This window comes from Pseudomonas mendocina, from assembly GCA_037482215.1.
GTDB classification, from domain to species: domain Bacteria; phylum Pseudomonadota; class Gammaproteobacteria; order Pseudomonadales; family Pseudomonadaceae; genus Aquipseudomonas; species Aquipseudomonas mendocina_E.
Window position 1 is genome coordinate 3,395,151 of record CP148074.1, and the last position, 17,514, is coordinate 3,412,664.

Below are 17,514 nucleotides of genomic sequence, written 5' to 3' on the forward strand. Positions count from 1 at the left end.
GCCCCTCACTGCCCACAGTGAACATGACACGCCAACCAAAATGGCGCTGGCTGGAATCTCATCTCGTTCGTCGTGCTTTTCGATCACGACCCTACCTACTGGCTTTACGCTCATAGCTCCTCCTATAGAAAAGAAGACTATAAGCGAGCGCCAGCTTTCACACACGCAAAGTAGCAAGCCTAATCAAGGCTATCCATGACAACGCCATACGCAACCTGCTGCACAAGCTGGGGTATGCATCACGAGACATGGCTTTCGATCGACCTTTCGGGACTGGGCAAACGAATGCACCAACTACCCGCGAGAGGTATGCGAGCTTGCGCTTGCCCATGACGAACGCGACCAGACGGAAGCGGCCTACTCACGCTCCGATCTTCTGGAGAAACGCAGGGCACTGATGGCGGAATGGGCAGAGTTCTGTACGGGACAAAATTATCGGCAGTGAGCAACGCAGCAGATTCTAACAACAGGTAGAAATCGGCCACACGCGAACGACTGCTAACCGAAATACCTGGCAGGTGGCTCGCAACCCCGCATTGGACACAGGTCTAAGCCTGGCGCTAGCGATCTAAGCTAGCAGCAAGGTGAATCTTAGATTTCAAACCTCCTCCATAGAGCTGCGTACCCCGAAGGAATGCTGTATGGTTAACCTAAATTATTTCAAAGGGACGAAGTCAACTGTGGATTTCGATCTGGAACTTCCCGCTGGTTGCCCCAAAGCGGACATAGCCGAGTTTGAGGGCACCGCTTACAGAGTAGTTAAAACCAACCCACCTACTCTTCAAGACTTGCACACATATCTCGAATTGAATCTTCTTCCAGCTGCCGACACTTGCAAGCGGGGCTCTATTTCACTTTTCTCAACACTCGAACAAGCAGAACACCGCCTTGAGATCTCACCTCATCTCGGAAAATTTGCTGCCTGCATCGCCTTAACTTCCGCGCATGGCAGAGTAAGCAAACCTAGTAGCACTGGCCATATTGACTGGTGGCCCTACAAGGGAATGCGTAACCCCGCAGATTTGAAGGTGATCGAATCATGAAAATCGATCTTAAAGAGGAAAACAGAATTCCTGACGGGTTCTTTGATTTCCCGTTACCGATAGAGCGCGTACTGTACGAAGCAGAACAGCCAATTGTTTATCTGACTAAAACTAAGCAGGGGCAGGTTATGCTCGCCTACCTTGCCTACGAGAACGATAGCCAACAGTTCATTGCCGTTTCTCCTACTGCACCAAGCTCAATTAGCCGATTGGAAAGCGGAAGTATTGGCATACGAGAAGCACTCACTGAAACATGGATGTGGATGGTATGTACAGACTTCAAGCGAAGCATTTCTGAAGCCTGGAGTGTTAAAGAAACTGATATTCCTACCTCACACCTCCCAAAGCCAGGAACCCCTCTCCTGCCAGAGCATCGTATTGCATTCAGCGCCCGTGCCGTAGGCAGTGGAATTGCCCTTGGTAGCGTCCCATGTAGCGTAATTGCATTTGTAGCCAATGCTGCCAAGTCTTCGCTAAAAGCTATTCTCGATCATGCATTTTCCGCAAATTCGGAAGGTCGACCTACCGACGCTCAAAGAGCGCTATATGACTTACCGGTGCGTCAACTGAAATTTGCTAGTTTTGAGGTCGGCCTTGCTGCACCGAGGCAAGATCTTTTCTCCAATGATGCAGTTTTGCAAGCAGTCGATGACCTTCGAGTTGGACTAGAGTGGGCAGAAGATACTCAGAGTAATGAAGCCCTAGAAAATGATGACAACGCTAAGACAGAGGCAATTCTGAGAGCCACTTTAGCCCTGACACCACCAAATCATGGCGCTATTACCTCGGTCGAGGTCGGCGGCTATTGGTTAAAAGGCCATCGTTATACGCTTACTCGACAGTCAAGATCTAAAGTTGCGAATTGGCTTCGCCAGATCAAAGAAGAAGAAATTGTTTTGCTGTCGGGCCGGATTGGCGAGATTGATGATGACAAATTAAGCTTCATCCTGCGGGATGTAGAAGATGCCAATGGCGAAAGGCGTGGCAGCTTCCCTGAAGAACTTCTTGACGATATGCGCATGCACTACTTCGAAGGAAATCGCATCAAGATCTCTGGCGTTATGCGAGCTGGCAAACTTAGAGTTACAGCCGTTTTACAGATCAACGAGGACTAGCTCGTGCGCACGCCGCCCCACTGAGATAACACCGGCGCAGTAAGGCACGTTAAGGACACTTAACGTCTGCCCCCCCGAAATGAACCTCATTATTTTGAGGCTGCAAATCGGTGATTCGTTTCAAAAAAATCTCAGCCACACATTACCGCAATGACATCAGCACCAAGGAGGATCTTCCCATGTCATTGCAGTGCCCTCGCTGTCACTCCCCCAAAGTCGCTTCTTTCCATCACGCCATGAAAGCCGGCGCGGCCATTGGCGCTGTCGGTGGTATTGCACGTGGCGTCAGCGCTGCCCTGGCAGGCGGCAAGGCCGGCGCAGCGCTCGGCGTAATCGCCGGCCCTGTCGGTATCACTCTAGGCTCGGTATCCGGTGCCATTCTCGGTGGTCTGGCCGGAGGCGTTGGTGGCTGTGCGCTCGGCGCCCAGCTCGGCGAGACGCTCGACCGCCATGTCCTGGCCCACAATCTCTGCCTGCTCTGCGGTCATCGCTTCAACCTACCGGCCTGATCCGGCCACTGCTCTCCTCTTACTTATCCATCACTGATTGCCGGTGCTGCGCTCTGCGCGGCGCTTTATGCCGGCCTGCACCCAAAGGAAATTCGTCATGGCTCATCAAATCGAACAAATGGCCTACGTTGGCGCTACTCCGTGGCACGGCTTGGGCAACAATCTGCCGCAGAAACAGCCCATCGAGGTCTGGCAACGCGAAGCCGGCATGGACTGGCAGATCCTGGAAAGCCCTGTGCATTTCAAGTCGGACGCCATCGGCCATCTGGGCGCGATCCACTCATTTCCCGAACAGAAGGTGCTCTACCGCTCGGACACCAAAGCCCCGCTGTCGGTGGTCTCCCAGCGCTACCACACCGTGCAGCCCAGGGATGTGCTGGAGTTCTACCGCGACCTGACCGAAGTCTCCGGCTACGAGCTGGAAACCGCTGGCGTACTCAAGGGCGGCCGCAAGTTCTGGGCGCTGGCGCGTACCGGCCAAGGCGCTGCGCTCAAGGGCAATGACCAGGTGAATGGCTATTTGCTGCTCGCCACTTCCTGTGACGGCACTCTGGCCACCACCGCAACGCCCACCACCATCCGCGTGGTCTGCAACAACACCCTGACCATCGCTCTGGACGGCACCAGCCGTGCGATCAAGGTTCCGCACAGCACCCGCTTTGACGGCGATCTGGTGAAGAAGCAGCTCGGCATCGCCGTCTCGCAATGGGATGACTTCATGTATCGCATGCGCCACCTGGCTGAACGCAAGGTGCAATGGCACGAGGCGCTAGGCTTTTTCATGAACGTGATGTGCGAGACCAGCCCGACCGGCGCCCTGCCGGAGCAGCTGCCTAACGAGCGTGCTCTGCGCAAAGTGCAGGAGCTGTACGAAGGTCGTGGCCGTGGCAGCCAGCTGGACTCAGCACGCAGCACCGCCTGGGGCTTGCTCAATGCCGTGACCGAGTACGTCGATCACGAGCGCCGGGCACGCAGCACGGAGTACCGCCTCGACTCCGCATGGTTCGGGCAAGGTGCCCAGATCAAGCAGCGCGCCCTGGATACAGCCCTGCAACTGGTCGCCTGACCTTTTACCCACCCCATAACGCCCGACCCGCTTCGTTGCAGGTCGGGCGTTTCTATTTCTGCAAGGTGAACACTATGAAAGCCACTTCATTGAATCGCAGCACCAGCAAATCCCGCCCGGCCCTGCGTCTGGTCAGCACCAAGGAGCTGCCACGCGAGGACTGGCTGCAGATCCGCAAGCAAGGCATCGGCAGTTCGGATGCAGCTGCGGCTGTTGGCCTCAACCCCTACAAGTCGCAGCTGGAACTGTGGATGGAGAAAACCGGTCGCGATGCTGGCATGCCCAAGGCTGATCCTAAGGATGAGGAAAGCCCGATGTACTGGGGCAACGTGCTGGAGCCCATCGTGGCCTGGCACTACAGCAAGCGCACGAAGAATAAGGTACGCCGCATCAACGCCGTGCTGCAGCATCCTGACCCGGAGTTGCCCTGGATGCTGGCCAACATCGACCGTGAGGTGATCGGGGCTGACGATGTGCAGATCCTCGAATGCAAGACAGCCGGCATAAACGGGGCACGCCTCTGGAAAGAGGGCGTGCCTGAGTATGTGCAGCTGCAGGTGATGCACCAGCTCGCCGTCACCGGCAAGCAGGCGGCGGATGTGGCCGTGCTGCTGGGTGGTCAGACGCTGGAGATCCACCGCATCGAGCGGGATGAGCAGATGATCGCTCGCCTGATCGAGCTGGAGCGCAAGTTCTGGCACTACGTGGAGACTGATACGCCGCCACCGGCTGATGGCACCGCTTCGGCAGAGTCAGCACTGCGCTGCCTCTACCCGGAGGACAACGGTCAGATCGTCGACTTCAGCCAGCATGCCGGGCTCAGCGCGGCTTACATCGAGCTGAAGGCCGTGCGTCAGTCGATTGCCGATAAGGAAAAGCGCGAGGCCGAGCTAAAACAGATGCTGCAGCAGGCCATGGGCGATGCCAGTCGGGCGGAGTTCGCCAACGGTTACATCACCTGGCGCAAGGCCAAGGACAGCATCGGCCTCGATGTCGCGCAACTGCTCAAAGACAAGCCGCACCTGCAGGCCAAGTACCCACTGCTGAAGCCGGGTGCACGGCGCTTCCTGGTCGGCTGAAACCAACCTCATTCATCCCTTCCCTCCCCTTGGCCAGTCCATGCAGTTCGCGCTGCGTGGCTGGCCTTTTTTCATTTCCAGGAGACTCTCCATGCTCAAAGGTCTGGCTATCACTCCACCGGTACTCGGGCGGATTTCCATCGGTAAGGTCATCGAGAAGAACGGCAAACGACTGCCGGAGAAGGATGACCAATTCACCATCACGTCCCAGGTGCAGGGTAAGGACGGCTGGCTGCTGCACCCTCTCAATGACGAGCTACGTCAGGGCAAGGATGACAAGCTGCGCAGCATCCCGGTACGTCTTTTGTTCAACGAGCCGGAACTGAATTTCCGGGCTGACTACACGCTGTTCGACCGACAGTCCGGACGCCCTGTCTGCGTCGGTAATGGCGAGACCTGCAAGCGGGTCACCCAGGACGGCATGCAGTCGTTGCCATGTCCGTCACCGGATGCCTGCCAACTGGCGAAAGGCGGTGCCTGCAAGCCCTATGGCCGACTGAACGTGGTCATAGGCGATGAGGACCCGCTGGGTAGCTTCGTGTTTCGCACCACTGGCTTCAACAGCATCCGCACCCTGGCCGCTCGTCTGCATTACTTCCAGGCCATCTCGGGCAACCGCCTGGCCTGCCTGCCACTGGAACTGCGTCTGCGTGGTAAGTCGACGCGCCAAAGCCATGGCACGCCGATCTTCTACGCCGACCTGACAGTACGCGGCGGCATGGACATGGCCGAGGCTCTGGTAACCGCCAGTGAACTCGATTCGCGGCGGCAGGCTGCGGGGTTCAATCAGGCCGCACTGGATGAAGCTGCGCGACGCGGTTTCGGCAACGGAGCCTTTGAAGACAGCGAGGAGGATGCCAGCGCCATCGTGGAAGAGTTCTACAGCGAGGGTGAAGCACCGGCTGCAGCAACGACCTATCCATCCAATCCCACCAAACCCAGCCTGGCTGAAAAGCTTGAGGCACAAGCTGCGCGTCAAAACTCGCCAACTGATCAAGACCAAAGAGGCCGTCATGCGCCTGCACAAGCTGAAAGCCAGTGACACAACCGGCACCTATCTGGTCGAGTCACCGGTTACGGAAACCGACATCATGCTGATGGCACGGCAGTTGGCGAATCTGCGGCTGCGCCGGGGGCGAGCACTGACCTCACCAAAGGAAGTGTTCAGCCACCTGCAGGCATTGCTGGCCGGATACGAGCATGAGGTGTTCGCCCTGCTCATGCTCGATAGCCAACACCGAGTGATTGCGTTTGAGGAAGTGTTTCGCGGCACCCTGGACGCAGCCAGTGTCTACCCCAGGGAGATCGTGAAGATCGCACTGGAGCACAACGCCGCCGCAATGATCCTGGTGCACAACCACCCCTCAGGTGATCCCGAGCCCAGCCAGGCCGACCGTATCTTGACCAGCAAGCTGAAGGACGCACTGAGCCTGGTCGGGGTCAGAACGCTCGACCACATCGTGGTAGGACATGAAGGCTGTACATCATTGGCAGAACAGGGCTGTCTGTAAGGAGACACGATGAAGCTACTACTCCGCACCTTCGCAGCTGTATTCGTCTTTGCCGGCATCCTAGCTGGCTGTCTGGCAATGTTGTTGCTGGTGATTGTGATGGTGCGCTTTCCACCACTGCTGATAGCGGTGGTACTGGCGTGCTGGATCCTCTGTCGACTGCAGGCAGCGCCATCAAGCAAGTGACTGACGTCAGCGGAAACGGATGTCCCGCTCCGCTGAGGGCGGGACATTCTTAATTTTTTGTCTCTCGCTGATAAGGCCCGATGCGCGATTGCTAATCAGCCAAGCCCGAGAGGGACTCCGCTATCAGAGATCCCTGATCTTAAACTCAGGGTTCACCTGGACGACTACATCCGAGGGTGCGCTGACAAGCGAAACGTCCTCCACGCAGTCATCGGCGTCACCGGTACTGAAGAGTACATGCCAGGTGAATTTCCCTTGAGGTGTAGTAGCAACGAACGTAGCTCGACGAACCTCATCGTCACCTTTGAACGCTGGTGTTGATACCTGCGTCGTCTCATCAACGACTTGCTCTATCTGATCGGCGCTGATCGTGCTGGGTTGACCAGCGTGTAAAATCTCAGCCCCACGGCGGCACTCGATGCAAAATCCCATGTACAGCACTCCTTCAGTTGAAGGAGTGACTCTACCAAATCTTCCCCAAGGACCGGTCAATTAGCAGCCGATGTGAGTGAGGCTCCCGACGTTGCATCCTGCGAGCTTGCAAGGAACGAATGTTCACGGGACAAATGTTCGGCTCAGCCGGCACTTCGCAACGTTGCCGACTTGGGATCGTAAATAACGCCAGCGATTGAACCGTCGCGAATACGCTCCACAGCCTCGTTGATAACGTGCAGCGGCACCAGGAACCACTCCCTGGGCTTGACCGGGTTACCGAAGCGATCGGGGATGGTCAGCTCTATTTGGGCAGGGCTGAACAGTCGGTGGAACAGGTTTTCCATCCGGGTGCGATTGATGTTGTGCAGCTTGTAGGTGGCCACAACCTCAACGCCCGCCAGCAGGTAGGTAGCGTCCTTGTCAGCCCCGGCGATGCGTGTTTCCACTTTGCCACCGGTGACGCCGATCTTGTGGATCAGCTCGCGATGCTCAGCCACGAAGGGATGCGTTGAGTGGCTGCGCAGCACATAAATGGTGCCGCTCTCGATATCGTCTGGCTCCAGTGTTTCGCCAAACAACGGGCCTGCATCCGCATCTGTAATACGCCGGCCGGCATCGTCCTTGTAGAGTGCACGCTGCAAGGATCTTCGCAGTAAATTGCTCTCAGTGCCGTTGGAGTAAATCACCCTCAGCCGGGCATCGCTCTCACCATTCGGAGCTTTGAAGGTCTCGCCAACATCAGCGACATATACCGTCTGCCCACCGAGAATGAAGAACTGGCCTTCCTCGATGCTCGCATCACGGATGAAGGTGCGGGTAACTCGAATGCCCGACTGCAGCTCGCGCTGCACTTGCTCAAACAGCGGCTGGAACCGCTCAAAGTCCTCGCAACGCTCGCGCTGCGCAATCTCCTCAGCCTCACGCTTTTCAGCATTGCTGCGAACATGGCGGAGGTTCTGAATATCCGAACCCTCGTCGCCGTCGGCCAGTTCCGCCAACAGTTCGTCGTCCGTCATGCTGTAGTCGCCTTGTGGCTCCCGCACCTCAAACGCATTCAGTAGGCCCTGATGGTCGAGAGGCATGAGCAGGGTGCGGCTTTCCTCCTGCTCGCGCAGCCGATCCAAGCGCACGGCATACAGGCGCTCGAAGATGTCTTTATCGTCGCCATGGCGCGGCGCATGGCCGTGCTCCTCAACAAAGCGTTGAATGTCTTCGAAGCCAGCGATGATGCGCTCCTCGCGAGGAGTGCGGCCGGTCTTCTTGTCTGACGTGGCGAAATCGGAAAGCTCCGCTTCCAGCTCATCCAGATCAAATTCGTTAGCCATAACGGCCCTCTTTCTTGAAACGCATAAAGGCAGCAGCGCCCTCCGCCATGCTCCGCTCCCATGGGTCTTGAGCAGTCAGGGAAGGCACCCGGCCATGATCTTTCTTGAATTTTACCGCCCGCACAGCAAGGTCTTTGGCCTCTTCAGGCGTCAGGCGGGTGCGTTTGGCACCAATCACTGCCGCAACCTGCTTGAGACTTTCCTCGCTCATGGTCTTGGCGAGAATGGCGTAGGCCTCGCTGAACGGGTTGATCCGGTCGATCAGGTCGATATCCAGCTCACGCACATCCATCGCGAACTTGCGCACGCCATCAATCAGGGCAGTGCTCGGGGCGCTGTTTGCCCCAGTGACAATGCCTTGCAGGTCATCACCCAACACCAGTTGCTTAGCTTGCTGAGTCAAATTCAGTGCCGCAATGGCGTGCTGGCGAACGGCCTCCTGATCCTCGGCATCTAGTTCGGGGTACTTGTCGCGGATGATCTTACCCATGCGCAGCTGGGTAAGCTCTTCGGGAACCAGTTCCTCATCGAACAGGCCGCGTTCGATGTTGGTCTTGTCCTGAACGAAGCTGGCGATCACCTCGTTCAGGTCTTCCTGACAGATACGGCTGACCTCAGGGCTCTTGGGTTCGGCCAGACCTTTGATCTCGATCTGCAGCTGCCCGGTTTCATGGTTGAAACCCACGTTGCACTTGTCAGGCTGATAGCCCGCATCGCCGTAGTCAAAGCCCTCCTGCGGCCCAGAGGTAGGAGTCTTCGGCTTGAACTCAAAACGCGGGGCCAAAACCTGCTCCATAAGCAGGCTGGCGGCAATCGCCTTGAGCGTATCGTTCACCGCCTCGGTCACCACCTTCTCACTGGCATCCGGCTCGGCGATGAGGTTGGTGAAGCGTGCTCGTGCTTTTCCGGGTGCATCGCGTGTCGCCCGACCGATGATCTGCACAATCTCGGTCAGACTGGACCGGTAGCCGACTGTGAGGGCGTGCTCGCACCAGATCCAGTCGAAGCCCTCTTTGGCCATGCCCAGCGCGATGATGATATCGACATGATCGCGGTTGTTCTTCTGGGTCGGGTCTTTCAAGGCAGCCGAAACTTTATCGCGCTTAGCCGGGTCGTCATCCACCAGGTCAGCAATACGCAGTACACGCCCATCGGCGGTCTTCACCAGCTGGAAGCCCGTAACCGGGTCGGTACCCTGCCACTCGCCCAGCTCTTCGATGATGTGCTCCACCTCGCGAATCTTGTCCTTGGTGCTCTCGCGAGAGTTCACGTTGGGGATGTGGAGGATGGTCTTTTCTTTCGGGTCGAGGACCTTGAGGATGTCGTCGGAGTAAGCCCCGGAGTAGAAGTAGTAACCAATGTCTAGCTTCTTCAGGTGCTCGTAACCGTTGAGCTGCTCGTAGTAGGTGTAGGTCACTGTGTCGAAGCGGGCTTCGTCAGCGGGTGACAGCACAGCCTCGGCATCGCCACGGAAGTAGGAGCCAGTCATCGCCACGATGTGCACCTTGTCGCGGGCGATCAGTTGGCCCAGGTACGTACCCAGCCTGTTCTCCGGGTTGGCGGAAACGTGGTGAAACTCGTCCACGGCGATCAAACGGTCATCGAACGCCGCCAGCCCGAATTTTTCCACCGCAAAACGGAAGGTGGCATGCGTACAAACCAGCACCTGGTCGCTGCTTTCCAGAAACGTTCCCACTGCATTGACCTTACCGCCATCGTCGGTGCCGGGGGCATCGCACAGGTTCCAACGCGGCTCCACATGCCAGTCGGCGCAGAAACCGTGGCGGCTCAGCGGCTCATCGTGAAAGCTCGAACCAATGGATTTTTCCGGCACCACGATGATGGCCTGCTTGATGCCCTGGTGCGCCAGCTTGTCCAGAGCAATGAACATCAAGGCCCGACTTTTACCGGAAGCAGGCGGTGACTTGATCAGCAGATACTGCTCACCACGCCGCTCAAAGACACGCTCCTGCATAGGGCGCATGCCCAGCTCGTTGGCTTTGGTGGAGCGTCCGTTCTGGGCATAGGAGACGGAAACGGAAGGAACGGCTTGGGTCATGGCTATGCATCCATTCAGGGCTTCTTGCCCGTATTTTTAGGGGTGTGTTCGAGACGCTCAATTTCCTTGAGGCCATCTTCAGGGCTTGCCAGGATCAGGTCTGTCATCGCTTAGCCTTCCCAGGCTTCTGCTTGGCCGTCATCTCGGTGTACAGCTCGAACAGCTTCTCCAGACGCTCGGTATCGTTTTTGAAGCAACGGCCGATATAGATGCGCTCCAGTACTTCGTCATTGCGCTCATGAGCGGCGCGCAGGTTGTCCGGCATCATCTCTGCGACGTAGAGCTCTGCTAGAGTGGCAGGGTAATGGGCTTCACGAGCAAGCAAAATATCTTCAGCGCAGCGGGTAAGGTCTGCCTTGTTCTTTTCGGTCAGCGCGGGGACAGGAAAGGTGTTCCAACCCAACGTGTTGGAGTAGCGAAAATCTGTCTTCATCTTTCCACAGATCGTGGCTATCCAAACCAAGTGTGAACGCGACACAACTAGTGCTAAATTCCAGAGCGGCGCGTCGTAAAGGGCGAAAGCCTCACTAGTGACACGTTCATTCCCGTCGAGAATCCCTGCAGGAAGGAACGGTCTAGATTCAGAGGATGTGCGAGGCATCGCGATGGTATGCGACCTACCAAAGTACATCTCTCGAAACTGATGCGCCCTACTAGCCATTTCATTGGCACCTTTGTCGCGGCTTTCTTGCCGCATCGCTCGCACTCCTTCAATCCGTTGCCTGATTGACAGGATTTTCAGAGCTTCAGGTAAATGCGCATCTTCAATCCAAAGGCAGTAGCGCTCTAGCCCTCGAATAAACTCAGCTGAACCGTATATTCGTCGAATAAACCGCCCATGCTCCTCAGCTGTCAAACCTAGATTCGAAACCTCATCACGAGAAAGCAACAAATGACCACCATCAACTGGCTTGTTGCCGAAACTCATTTCAGCTTGGCCGCTCAAAGGAAGTGAAGACTTATTCACTATTACATCAGCACCGGCTATCAAATAAGCATTGATGTGCTGACATTGCCGCTCGTTTAGCTGCCCGTCATCACCGATTGAGAATAAGCGGCGCACAGTGCTCGGAGTGGCAGAAATTCCAATGATGGAAACCATAACCCCTGCGTTATTAGAAGCCAGGTTGGTCCACTTAAAGCTGGTATGAGCAAAACAGATCTGACACCCGGTGGAGAAAATTTCCGGCCACAAGATCGGTACTTGCTGCCCCTGGCAGATGGAGTTGGTTGATACAAACGCAGCTGCTGCATTGGCATGACGGCAATAGTCGGCCGCCTTAAGGAACCAGCCAGCAACGTAGTCCAAGGATTTCCAGTTTTTTACTCGACTATCAAAGAGCTTCCTGAGATCGTCCTTTTGATCATCACTTTGCCAGGTGCTGCCCAAATACGGCGGGTTACCGCAGATGTAGGTCTCACCACCTTCGTTTTCGAAGTCAATCTGTGCCTGATCCAGTGGACTCTGGAACAAGTCATCGGCTGTAAGCTTAACCCCGGTCCCTGTTGGCGGGCAGGTGCTAAGCCAATCCACCTGCAAGGCATTGCCACGAGTAATCCAGTTCTGACTGCTCAACGGCAGAAATTCCAGTAGAGCTTCTTTCTGCCCGCGATACAGCACATCGCATTGATACTCAGCGATGATGAGGGCCAGTCGAGCGATCTCGGCTGAAAAGTCCCGCAGCTCAATGCCACGGAAATTTGTCAGAGGTATATCGCTCTTGCGCCCAGGCTCGCCACGACGCTCATTGATCGTGTTTTCAATCTCACGCAACTGCTTGTAGGCGATGACCAGGAAGTTCCCCGAGCCGCAAGCCGGATCGAATACACGAATACGCGCCAGACGCTTGCGCAGATTAAGAAGCATGCGCGAGTTATCGCCTGCCTCCTCCAGCTTGGCGCGCAGTTCATCGAGAAACAGCGGATTCAACACCTTGAGGATATTGGGCACGCTGGTGTAGTGCATGCCCAAGGCGCCGCGCTCTTCGTCGTCGGCCACGGCCTGGATCATGGAGCCGAAGATATCCGGGTTGATCTGCTTCCAATCCAGCGCGCCAATATGCAGCAGGTAACTGCGGGCGATCTTGGAAAAGCGCGGCACATCTGGCTCGCCCGAGAACAGCCCACCATTAACGTAGGGAAAAGCATCCGCCCAGCGCGGCAGATTAGCCGAAGCGCGCTGCGCAATCGGTGTGTTCATTGCGCGAAAGATCTCGCCCATCACCTCATGCAGATTGCTGGAATCGCGGTCACTCATCTGCGTGAGGGTGTTCGTGAACAGGCCGGTGCCGTTGAAAATGTCGGTGTCTTCGGCGAAGAAGCAGAAGATCAGCCGCGCCATGAAATGGTTCATCTCATGGCGGCGTTCGGCCGTGCCCCAAGCAGGGTTGTCCTTGAGCAGCTCCACATAAAGCCGGTTCAGCCGACTGGTCGCACGGATGTCAAAGGAGTTCTCGCGGATCTGCTTGACCGTGGAAATGCCTGCCAGCGGCAGGAAAAATCCGAAGTGGTCAGGGAACTGCGGGTAGTCGCAGGCTACCGTCTCGCCGCTTTCCAGCTCCTCGGCTTCCAGCGTCTCGCCATCGGTAGCGAGCACGTACTTAGCCTTGGCACGGGCCGTGGCAGGGCTGGCCTTGAGCGCCGCCAGGGTTTCGGTGACCTTACCTGGCTCACACACAGCCAGGTGAATATTGCTGGTCTGCAGCACACCGCCCAGATCGGACTTGTTGGTTGCCCCCGAACGCAGGCGCTTAAGGGTGGTTTCCTTGTTACCGAAAGCCTGCAGGAAGGCATAAGGGAACTCGACCCGGTCAAACGGCTGGCTGGCCAGGTCGGTGATGGCTTGTTCGATTTCTACGGCGTTCATATAGGGCTGTTCCGATCACTGCTGCCAAGGCGGCAAAGGGGGCCTTTAGGCCCACCATCCATGCAAAGTGCATGGATGATAAAGGAACGAGCATTGGCATGTGAAAAAGATCCAAGCCTGCTGCCCCTGATGCCTTAACCAAAGGAGCTACAAGCCTGAAATATGGCCTGCCATCCACTTCGGCCAACGCTCGGAATGACTGCAGCGCAGGAGATGATCCCCCCATGGCTACATTTGATGGTCGTAACTCGCCTTCTGCATCATGTAGTAGACAAAATCCAGTTTCTCTTCAGTCGGCTCATCATCACGTAGCCAGCGTATTTTTAGCCCTAAGTACTGCGCCCACTCAATGCCCTTCTTGAAGCCTCGCCGGTCATCATTTTTTACCGCGAGCTCGACGTATTGATTCACTAACTTGTATTGGTTTTTACCTGCCCGGTACTTGCCATTTTCAAAGGCCGCCTGGAAGTGCGGCATGGCAGCCTCGAACTCTTCTTTACGGTAGTGGTAGACCCCGCGCAACCAGGGCACCATCCAGCACAGTTGCTCATCCAGGCCGTAAGCAGCTACCCGAGCGGCATACTCGTCAATCTGGCCCACCTGGATTGCCGGGTCATTCTTGAGCTCAAAACCTTGATACAGCAGCTCGGCAAAACCGTGGGGTGGAAGAAATGCTGACTGCCGCTGAATGCGATCTAAAAGGGAGCACACGGCAAAAAGGCCGTACTTACTCTTGAGCACAGCGAGCACATCGTCTCGTAGTGGCGCCCCCGGACGAGCATCCATGAGCCGCTGCACAGTGTCGGCGACGGCAGCCAATTTGCCTTCGAAGAAAGCCCAGTAATGGCTGCAAGCATTTAGCCACGTATACAGCGCTGACTCAGGGGACTCTTGTCTCTGCATCACCGGCGCCAGTTCGGCCTTGAACTCGTCGACGTCATCCGCAATCCACAGGGCGTACTCGCGAAATTGTTCGCAGACATCGGCGAGGTAGTGATGATCGTAGGCGTCCGTAATTTCCCTCGCGAGGTAGCTCGAAACCCGGGCGACCATCAATGCCACGAGGATGCTGGCCTGAAGCTCTTTGGGTATCTCTCGCCCGCTTTGCACCAGCGCGGCAAAGGATTCTTCGAAATTTCTAAACAGGGCAGGAAGCGCCGGCAGTCTTGTACCCCGCGTCCATTTGATGGCGTTGTCGAGGTTCTGCTGAAGCGTGTTGTTGTCGCTTCGCGGGTTCTTGCCTGGGTAGTGGAACTGCGTCTGCGAGAGATCACAGCGCGCATAAACCCAGCGCATGACCTTTTCCAGTGGCATTACTAAGCGGCCATCTTCAGCGACCGTCGGCAGGTACCAGAATGCGTCTTCCGGCACTTCGAGCGCCAGATCTGCAATTCTGTATTTGAGCAGGCTCTGATTCAGCGAAACGACCAGCAAAGGGATTGCCCTGATCGAGATGAAGTACCGGAGGGTTTCCGCCTTGCTGAGGTAGGTACCCTCCTCGCGAATCAGCCGGCTGTAGGTATCCAGCAGATCGTCGAGCGGATCGCCTATGGCACTCATGATCTGGATGCTGGGTAAGTAAGCGGTCAGGATGTTGCTGAGCGTCCGAATCACCTGTTCGAAATTCGACAGCAGCCCGCCTTCTTCTTTAGCCAGTCTCGCCAACTGCTTTTGAATGGCCTTCTTCTGCGTCTCGTCGATGTCGTCATGGCTGGCCTCCTTGCGGGGAAGCACGCCGAATGCTTCGTAGGCCAGCTTGACCAGCTCACCCTGGGTGGCAAAGCAAGTATCTCTACTCATCTGAAATCCTTGCCCCCCCGGCCAGTGATGACCAGGGGGCGCGATCCTAGCGCTGGTTGGGGTTGAGTTGTTTACCGCGATTGCCATGAACGTGGGCATTGGTCGGATTGGTGCCCGACGTGCCGCGATTATTGTTCAGTGCATCCGAACGGTGGTTGTGCTGCTGTCGCTGCTGGCTGGTGGCGTTGGGTTGCTTGGACATGATGGTCTCCTGCTGGATGGTTAGGAAGTCGCATCCTAGCCACCCGACTTGACGCGGTATCTAGGCTTTTTGGAGACGAACATTTGGGGGTTCTGCCGCATCCCAGAGATGCCAAGCCATTACCCGCTGAGCCCTAACAGATGCCGCGCCACAGCTCATCCGACTCGACCACGGTGACAAATCGACCAGCACTAAACCCGTCAGGAAACAACGAGCTCCGACTCTCCTCGCCAAGCTGATCTATGGGCCTGAGGAGCTGCTTCTCATCACGTAGGACAACTTCAAGCGCCTCACGCGATACAACCCTGAATCCATCGACTGACTGCCCATCGAGCTCAATGGAGGTATCGACGATCCACGCACGCATGTCCGCCCCAGGCTTGTGGCCGTGATAGCCCAACCTGGAGCGCAGCTCTTGATCAGCCTTCAGCGCACTAAGCACCGCCACCTGTTTGCGCCGTAACTGCCAGGCAGCCTTGCGCAACGTGTTGGTGCGATGCAACCAGATCTCATGCCTGGTCGAGCGGACATAACCCGACTTGACCTCCAAGAGCAGCACTACGCCATCCTGGTGGCAAATCAGATCCACTTCGCCGGCATCGTCCTCTTCAGTCGCCAGTGGCCGATAACCCACCTCAACAGTAAAACCACGCTGCCTGAGACTCTCGGCCAGTGCGAGTTCTACGCGCTGGGTTTCAGCCTGCATGTCGGCCCGACGGGCGTTTACCCGCCGAAGGTTATTGATGGCCGCCGTCAGGTTGTTCTGCTGCGCACCAACCCAAGGGAACTGAAAGCTATAGCGTCCGATTTTGTAGAAGGGCTGCTCATACAGCCTCGGCGCTGGCATCCCCGGCTGCAGTTTCAATTGCTGAGATAGCGCCTTGAAGTCGCTGGTCCAGAACGAGAGGATTGCCTTGGCCGCGCCGGCGCAGCCTTTCGGGTGTTCGTCACAGACAGTCCAGCCAGTGATCCTGCGGATCTTTTCTGGCTCTTCGGACCAGGTCATCGGGAACCGGTTTTCACCGGAAAGCATGCCATTCATGGCTAGCAGCCCCAGTGCCTGAGCAAGCACACCGGATTCGCGCAAGTGACGCTGGAATGGCTGGATAAACTCTTTCTGAAAGAACACCGAGGTCAGCTCGCTCGCCAGCAGCAAGTGGTGAAGCTGGACCTGGGAGCCATCACTGAGCGAGAGCCGATCACCCAAGCCGTAGATTTGCTGCAGCTGCAGCTTGCTGCGAACCGCCTTGATAAAGGCCAGCTGGTTCAGCTCATGGTTCTCAGGTGAACCGATGATTATTTCAGCCATGCCGGAGAGAGCGAAGGCATGCACGGCGCGATTCATCCAATAGTGCCAAAGCAAATCACTCTTACGCCCGGTGCGTTGCCACCGCTCTGTCCCCGCCTCCGACTGATTGTAGATGACCGACTCGCCCGGTTTTAGCTGGTAACGGCATTCCGGATCGAAGCAGAACCAGTCGATGGAATCTTCGTAGTCGATCCGCTCTTGAGTGGCCCCAATTAGAAGGGCAAGAGATTCGAGATTTTGACGACATCTCACCCCGTCAGAATTGGTGGATCCGGGAAAGATAATCGGGGACAGGTGTCGTTTCAGCGATTGCCCAAGCCGTGACTCGCTAAGGCGGAAATCCTCTTCCGAGCAAGCGCGAAGCTTGTTCAAGATAATGCGGTTGTAGACCTTCCACTGCTGACCGGAAGGATCATCGGAACCGTCTTCGGTAAATGCCTGGTAGGCCAGCACACTTAGGTAGGAAAACAGCTCCAGCAGCGACAAGTGCTTTAGCTGTTTTTCGGCGTGAGCAATAAGCTCATCAAAGGGCTTGAGCTGATCCAGCAACCGATCACAGACACCGAAGAATACTTGCCAGTCCTCCCCTGTGAGCGCCACACGCAGCGCAAGCCAAAGGGGCGACTCGACACGCTCAAACAGCTTCGAGTAGCGAATCGCCCATCTGAGGGTTTCCGGGTTATGGCTGGCAAGGTGCAACAGCAGCTCGATGCTGACTGCATTATCGAAATGCAGCACCCGGCTGAGTGCCAGGCTAGCGAGCTCGGATTGAGCAACCGCATCCGCATCAAACCAAAACAATGCCGCTGCCAGGCCTTGCGCACGCTCAAGTGCTGACTGGTTCTTACCAGCCGGACGCTGGTCGAGGAAATGATGCAGGCTTTCATCAAGAGCACGGCCCTTGCTGATCTCTGACTGATTCCGTTCGTATACCGACTGGTAATGCCGTCGGCAGCGCTCTCCATTTTCCGTCATCCCGCAGCGCTCTCGTCAGCATTCTATTCCTGGC

Annotated in this window: 15 protein-coding genes and 1 pseudogene; 9 read left to right on the plus strand and 7 right to left on the minus strand. The window is 56.6% G+C overall.

Translation table 11 applies throughout. The annotated features are described in order from the left end of the window. Positions 1-191 precede the first annotated feature (191 nt). The 9 genes and pseudogenes from WG219_15935 (at position 192) to WG219_15975 (ending at position 6,509) form a co-directional block, all read left to right on the plus strand. Positions 192-445, plus strand: a pseudogene (locus WG219_15935) (integrase). A gap of 196 nt (positions 446-641) precedes the next feature. Continuing rightward, positions 642-1,043, plus strand: a complete 402-nt coding sequence (locus WG219_15940; GenBank protein WXL24789.1) for a hypothetical protein — start codon at positions 642-644, stop codon at positions 1,041-1,043. Continuing rightward, positions 1,040-2,158 (plus strand): hypothetical protein, encoded by a 1,119-nt coding sequence (locus tag WG219_15945; GenBank protein ID WXL24790.1) that lies wholly within the window; start codon positions 1,040-1,042, stop codon positions 2,156-2,158. The genes WG219_15940 and WG219_15945 overlap by 4 nt, the downstream gene beginning before the upstream one ends. Positions 2,159-2,337: 179 nt before the next feature. Continuing rightward, positions 2,338-2,667 (plus strand): hypothetical protein, encoded by a 330-nt coding sequence (locus tag WG219_15950; protein WXL24791.1) that lies wholly within the window; start codon positions 2,338-2,340, stop codon positions 2,665-2,667. 97 nt (positions 2,668-2,764) lie between these two features. After that, positions 2,765-3,733 carry a DUF932 domain-containing protein gene (locus WG219_15955; GenBank protein WXL24792.1) on the plus strand — a complete coding sequence of 323 codons (969 nt, stop codon included), beginning with the start codon at positions 2,765-2,767 and terminating at the stop codon, positions 3,731-3,733. A 74-nt stretch (positions 3,734-3,807) separates the two neighbouring features. Further along, positions 3,808-4,812 carry a YqaJ viral recombinase family protein gene (locus WG219_15960; GenBank protein ID WXL24793.1) on the plus strand — a complete coding sequence of 335 codons (1,005 nt, stop codon included), beginning with the start codon at positions 3,808-3,810 and terminating at the stop codon, positions 4,810-4,812. Between the two features lie 91 nt (positions 4,813-4,903). Next, a complete protein-coding gene (locus WG219_15965) occupies positions 4,904-5,854 on the plus strand; it encodes a hydrolase or metal-binding protein (protein WXL24794.1) in 951 nt (316 codons plus the stop codon). Further along, positions 5,826-6,323, plus strand: coding sequence for a DNA repair protein RadC (radC, locus tag WG219_15970; GenBank protein ID WXL24795.1), 498 nt, complete (start codon positions 5,826-5,828; stop codon positions 6,321-6,323). Before WG219_15965 ends, radC begins: the two co-directional genes overlap by 29 nt. 9 nt (positions 6,324-6,332) lie before the next feature. Next, positions 6,333-6,509, plus strand: coding sequence for a hypothetical protein (locus WG219_15975; GenBank protein WXL24796.1), 177 nt, complete (start codon positions 6,333-6,335; stop codon positions 6,507-6,509). Positions 6,510-6,632: 123 nt separating this feature from the next. On the opposite strand, the gene WG219_15980 is transcribed toward WG219_15975, so the two are convergent. The 7 genes from WG219_15980 to WG219_16010 form a co-directional block, all read right to left on the minus strand. Next, the gene (locus tag WG219_15980) at positions 6,633-6,941 is read right to left on the minus strand and encodes a hypothetical protein (GenBank protein WXL24797.1); all 309 of its coding nucleotides are present in this window, start codon (positions 6,939-6,941) and stop codon (positions 6,633-6,635) included. A gap of 143 nt (positions 6,942-7,084) precedes the next feature. After that, on the minus strand, positions 7,085-8,269 hold the full coding sequence (locus tag WG219_15985) for a GIY-YIG nuclease family protein (GenBank protein ID WXL24798.1): 1,185 nt from the start codon (positions 8,267-8,269) through the stop codon (positions 7,085-7,087). Then, positions 8,262-10,328, minus strand: coding sequence for a DEAD/DEAH box helicase (locus tag WG219_15990; protein ID WXL24799.1), 2,067 nt, complete (start codon positions 10,326-10,328; stop codon positions 8,262-8,264). Before WG219_15990 ends, WG219_15985 begins: the two co-directional genes overlap by 8 nt. A 103-nt stretch (positions 10,329-10,431) precedes the next feature. After that, a complete protein-coding gene (locus WG219_15995; GenBank protein WXL24800.1) occupies positions 10,432-13,194 on the minus strand; it encodes a DNA methyltransferase in 2,763 nt (920 codons plus the stop codon). A gap of 228 nt (positions 13,195-13,422) precedes the next feature. Continuing rightward, positions 13,423-14,994 (minus strand): hypothetical protein, encoded by a 1,572-nt coding sequence (locus WG219_16000; protein WXL24801.1) that lies wholly within the window; start codon positions 14,992-14,994, stop codon positions 13,423-13,425. 46 nt (positions 14,995-15,040) lie between these two features. Then, positions 15,041-15,196, minus strand: coding sequence for a hypothetical protein (locus WG219_16005; GenBank protein ID WXL24802.1), 156 nt, complete (start codon positions 15,194-15,196; stop codon positions 15,041-15,043). A gap of 133 nt (positions 15,197-15,329) precedes the next feature. Then, the gene (locus WG219_16010) at positions 15,330-17,480 is read right to left on the minus strand and encodes an NERD domain-containing protein (protein WXL24803.1); all 2,151 of its coding nucleotides are present in this window, start codon (positions 17,478-17,480) and stop codon (positions 15,330-15,332) included. Between the last annotated feature and the right edge of the window lie 34 nt (positions 17,481-17,514).

Bases quoted from the DNA above. Each gene is read 5' to 3' on its own strand.
- WG219_15940 (WXL24789.1), top strand. From the start codon at position 642: ATGGTTAACCTAAATTATTTCAAAGGGACGAAGTCAACTGTGGATTTC.
- WG219_15945 (WXL24790.1), top strand. From the start codon at position 1,040: ATGAAAATCGATCTTAAAGAGGAAAACAGAATTCCTGACGGGTTCTTT.
- WG219_15950 (WXL24791.1), top strand. From the start codon at position 2,338: ATGTCATTGCAGTGCCCTCGCTGTCACTCCCCCAAAGTCGCTTCTTTC.
- WG219_15955 (WXL24792.1), top strand. From the start codon at position 2,765: ATGGCTCATCAAATCGAACAAATGGCCTACGTTGGCGCTACTCCGTGG.
- WG219_15960 (WXL24793.1), top strand. From the start codon at position 3,808: ATGAAAGCCACTTCATTGAATCGCAGCACCAGCAAATCCCGCCCGGCC.
- WG219_15965 (WXL24794.1), top strand. From the start codon at position 4,904: ATGCTCAAAGGTCTGGCTATCACTCCACCGGTACTCGGGCGGATTTCC.
- radC (WXL24795.1), top strand. From the start codon at position 5,826: ATGCGCCTGCACAAGCTGAAAGCCAGTGACACAACCGGCACCTATCTG.
- WG219_15975 (WXL24796.1), top strand. From the start codon at position 6,333: ATGAAGCTACTACTCCGCACCTTCGCAGCTGTATTCGTCTTTGCCGGC.
- WG219_15980 (WXL24797.1), bottom strand. From the start codon at position 6,941: ATGGGATTTTGCATCGAGTGCCGCCGTGGGGCTGAGATTTTACACGCT.
- WG219_15985 (WXL24798.1), bottom strand. From the start codon at position 8,269: ATGGCTAACGAATTTGATCTGGATGAGCTGGAAGCGGAGCTTTCCGAT.
- WG219_15990 (WXL24799.1), bottom strand. From the start codon at position 10,328: ATGACCCAAGCCGTTCCTTCCGTTTCCGTCTCCTATGCCCAGAACGGA.
- WG219_15995 (WXL24800.1), bottom strand. From the start codon at position 13,194: ATGAACGCCGTAGAAATCGAACAAGCCATCACCGACCTGGCCAGCCAG.
- WG219_16000 (WXL24801.1), bottom strand. From the start codon at position 14,994: ATGAGTAGAGATACTTGCTTTGCCACCCAGGGTGAGCTGGTCAAGCTG.
- WG219_16005 (WXL24802.1), bottom strand. From the start codon at position 15,196: ATGTCCAAGCAACCCAACGCCACCAGCCAGCAGCGACAGCAGCACAAC.
- WG219_16010 (WXL24803.1), bottom strand. From the start codon at position 17,480: ATGACGGAAAATGGAGAGCGCTGCCGACGGCATTACCAGTCGGTATAC.